Here is a 4,125-nt window from a genome sequence, read left to right on the forward strand (position 1 = left end):
TAACTACAAAAATAATAGGTTTATTATCTCTTTGTTTATTAATAGTGATTGCTTTATCAATAAAGTTAGCAATCATAAAAGTTTTACCTGAACCTGTCGGTGCTTTAAATTCAACTATTTTAGATTGTTTAAGACTATATGAGTTATTAAAATGTTCTAAGAGTTGAGAAACTGCTCTATTTTGGGTTTTAGTTAGTTCCATCTGGTTTGTCAACTTTCTCTTTATCTAACGAATATAAATTAGTTAAATTGTTCAATAACTCATCATTGCTAATGTCTTTGACTTCAAACTTAGTTAATGATTCTCTAAGTGTATCAACTAAATATTCTGTTTTAGTTTGGTTTTGATCTACGCTAATATTGCTATATTCTAAGTCAAAAACATTTAGGTTTTGTTTATATGGATCGTTCTTTTCGGTTCATTTAAAAGTTTCATTATTTGTACCAATACCGTGATTTATTCTATATAAACGTTCGTAAGTAACATCATAACCAATATTGTTTTCGTTATTAGTTACAAGCGTAAAAGTTCTGTTTCCACCATCTTCTCTATTTAGTTCTAAAACAGCGTGACCGGTTGTTCCTGAACCTGCGAAAAAGTCTAAAACACGGGCGTTTTTGTTAGGGTGTAGGTTTATTAAATACTTAATTAGCGATTCGGGCTTTGGTGTTGAAAATTCATTATCTGGCAAAATTGAATTTAATTTATTTTTAGCAATCGTAAATGAATCTATAATTGCGATATCGTTCAGCATATTTTCCTTGTATTCATCAGTAATTCATTTACTTTGTAAGTTAAAATTCATAAGTAAATTTGTGTATGGTTTTTTTGTAATTCATTCATTTTCGTAAATTTTAATTCTTGGAACATTATTATCGTTAAAGTATAATGGAATTTTATTTTCTAAGTATTCTTTTTCTGTGAAACGTCATGTTCTTACTATGCTATTTCCGTTTGGTAAAACAATAGGGAATGTTTTAGGGTTATTTTCATTAAATTTATATGTAGCGTTGCTACTAAATCAATTACCTTTTGGATCGTTATCAACATTACTAAATTTTATTGTTGTCGTTTGTTGTTTACTAAATCCCTTTATTTTTGATAAATCTTTTACGTAACAAACGATATATTCAAAATTATTTTTAACAAAATTAGTTGACTTCATACTTGAAGAATTAGTTTGTCATAAAAAGTTAGTTATAAAATTCTCTTCTCCAAAAATGTCATCCATCAATACCTTTAAATATGCTTGTTCGTTATCATCAATCGATACAAAAATAACTCCGTCATCTTTGAGAAGTTTCTTGGCTAATTTAAGTCTTTCGTTCATCATGTTAAGTCAACCGTTACGACTGAATTTATCACGATATATAAATTTTGAAGCGGAAACATTTTCTTTGTCATTTGCAGAGTTATTTCCGTCTGAATATGCAGATTCAGTGTTATAAGGAGGGTCAATATAGATTACATCGTAGTTAAAATCTAAGCCGCGACTCTCTCTCTCTCTCTCTCTATTACTAATAAATTTTTAAGAGCATCGTAGTTTTCGCCTATGATCAAGGTGTTTTCGCTTTTAGATTCGTTGAATCTAAAAGATTTTTTATCGTTGTGTTTAAGCACTGAAATAGTTTTGCTATTAATTTCAGGTGCTGAATCGAATGTAAAGCCAATTTTTACTCTTTGCATTAAAAATTGGTACACGTTTTGTAATTGAGTTTTATCAGGTAAGTTTTCTAAAAGCATTTTACATATTGCTTTTTGGTCGTTGTTTAAATCATTTACTGATAATTCATCGATTTTATTTTTATAATCCCCAAGTAGTTGAGAATAATCTTTATTTTCCATATATTTAATCCCTTCTTATAATTTAATATATTTTAATTATAAACAACTATGCATTAAGTTGTTGATAAAAAATAAAAATTCAAAGACTTATTGAATTATGTTTAAAATTCTGTTTCTTTATCCTTTTGAGATAATAATTCTTTATTGATTTTTTTAACTTTTCTTTTTTTAGTTACATAACCACTGCAAAAACCATTTTAAAGTGACCTTTTATAAAAAGTGGATAAAGAATAACTAACATCTTTAGATTTTTGTATCAATCAATATAAGTTATTGAACTTTTTGATTTATCATGAATAATAGAATTTTAAAATTCAATTAATTGTTTATTTACTTCAATAAATTCTTTATCGTTATATTTCACAGCGTTTTTATTATATTTATTACTGCGATTGATTTTGTATATAGGGTTGTCACTTACAAGGAAGAAATATTAATTTATATTTAATTCTTCTTATTATTCTAGTTGAATATTTTAATTTATTCGCTAATCAAGATTCGGTTTTTATTGATATTTTTTACAATAAAATTAATTTGTCTTTCCTTTTTTAACTCAATAATTTACAGGTTCATTTTTGTTAATTTTAATTTTCATAATTACTCCTCTAATATTTTAATATAAATAGGACTAATTGTATTGAGATATCTAATAGACAAATTGAATTACTTTTAATATAGTTTTAATTATTTAAATTTGGTAGTGCATATGGTATAATAATTTACAATGAAAGACAAATATTTTGATATCTTAAAACAAGAAATTGAAACTTATAAAAGGAACGTGTTGATAAATGATTTTTTAAAAATAAACGTTTATTTTAATAATTTAGATAGCACAAAATTAAAGAAATTGATAAACATTAAAGTCGAACATATTAATCATTTATTAGGAATTCATTATTTTAGACAATTTACAAATAACAAAAAAATGAGAGATTTTTCAAATGTTTTGGACTACTTTGCTTATCATAAATATAATTGAGTAATTATAGAAAAACAATATAATAAAAGCTTCAATAAGCCTAAACTTAAATTTAGAGACTTACTTTTTAGATTTTTATCATATTTTAAGATAATTAATATTTTATACGATTCTAAAAAAAGACATTTAAATCAAGTGTTCTATAAATTAAAAGAAGAAAAACTAGGATCTACACATTTTTTAAAATTTGAAATATGAAAAAACGTAAAAGTATGCTTTCTTCTAAAAAATATAACAAGAGAGCAATATACTTTAGATACATATAAACCTATTTCAATTTTGATAAATAATGAAAATAAATTTTTATATGAAGAAAATACAATATGTGAAAATATTGTTGTCAAATAATTTTTGAATAGTTCATAAAAATGCTATAATATTTTTGTGATTAGAACATACCATTCTCCTGAGCCAGGCACATTAAAATAATTGGTCATACTTACTAGCCAACTGTCGGGTATGCGACTTATCGGTTGGTTTTTTTATATTTTTTAAAAAATTAATTTATAAATAAAAACATAAAAAATTATATTAGCATAAAACGATCTTAATAGTTTAAAAAAGTTTAAGGAATTTTTTATTCAAAGTAATATCAACTTAATTTAAACGAACCTTACATAAAATAATATTTAGTAATTAAAAATGAAATTAAGAATTTAAAACTTAATTTCATTTTTTCTTTAAATTTCTTTAGTTAAATTGTATATTCAACTTATGGTTTGATTAGTATTGATGTTTTGTTTGATAGTATCATTTACTTTGGTATTTGTACTTCCGCCACCTGCAATAATAAATTTATTAGATCCTACATTTGATTTATCAACTTGAATTAATAATGAAGTAACAATTTGTATTAAATTATTATTTTTATCTTCATAATAACCTTGATATGAATCAATGATTTTACTTGTTTTTATCTCATCATAATCATTGTTGTAGTCTTTAATTTCAATATTAATTTGATGTTCTATTTTATCTGTTTTATAAACTAAAACGAAGTCAGGAAATTGACGTTTGATATTACTATCTTCATCATAATATTCATAAAAGATTCCGTTTTGTATCGGATTTCTAAATAAAGATATATTTTTATAATTATTATTTTTTAAATCATCTTTAAAAAGTTGAACAATACTATTAATAAAACTTCTTTCGTTATTCGAATCATAATAATGCAATCTTTGTTTAGATTTATTATTTAACAATGATATCAATTCATATTGATAATTTATTTTTTGCTCTTCAAACTCAATTTTAAAATCTTCATCAGTTATTTCAAAATTAATATCAGATGGTA

At 23.6% G+C, this 4,125-nt stretch carries 5 protein-coding genes; 1 reads left to right on the forward strand and 4 read right to left on the reverse strand.

The window, feature by feature from the left end; all coding sequences use genetic code 4:
* The 3 genes from N9R85_RS03650 to N9R85_RS03660 all read right to left on the reverse strand — a co-directional run.
* A partial coding sequence (locus N9R85_RS03650; RefSeq protein ID WP_262858634.1) for a DEAD/DEAH box helicase family protein occupies nt 1-202 on the reverse strand: 202 nt, incomplete at its 3' end.
* On the reverse strand, nt 189-1,523 hold the full coding sequence (locus tag N9R85_RS03655) for a site-specific DNA-methyltransferase (protein ID WP_316249924.1): 1,335 nt from the start codon (nt 1,521-1,523) through the stop codon (nt 189-191). The genes N9R85_RS03650 and N9R85_RS03655, both read right to left, overlap by 14 nt.
* On the reverse strand, nt 1,484-1,846 hold the full coding sequence (locus N9R85_RS03660) for a type III restriction endonuclease subunit M (RefSeq protein ID WP_262858635.1): 363 nt from the start codon (nt 1,844-1,846) through the stop codon (nt 1,484-1,486). The genes N9R85_RS03655 and N9R85_RS03660 overlap by 40 nt, the downstream gene beginning before the upstream one ends.
* Nucleotides 1,847-2,570: 724 nt before the next feature.
* Between N9R85_RS03660 and N9R85_RS03665 the strand changes: the two genes are divergently transcribed.
* Nucleotides 2,571-3,176, forward strand: coding sequence for a hypothetical protein (locus tag N9R85_RS03665; protein ID WP_262858636.1), 606 nt, complete (start codon nt 2,571-2,573; stop codon nt 3,174-3,176).
* A 332-nt stretch (nt 3,177-3,508) separates the two neighbouring features.
* Here N9R85_RS03665 and N9R85_RS03670 read toward each other — a convergent pair.
* Nucleotides 3,509-4,125: hypothetical protein (locus N9R85_RS03670; RefSeq protein WP_396888769.1), on the reverse strand; the 617-nt coding region annotated here is incomplete at its 5' end.

The organism is Mycoplasma sp. CSL7503-lung (assembly GCF_025515455.1).
In the GTDB taxonomy this organism is placed as follows: Bacteria; Bacillota_I; Bacilli_A; order Mycoplasmatales; family Metamycoplasmataceae; genus Mycoplasmopsis.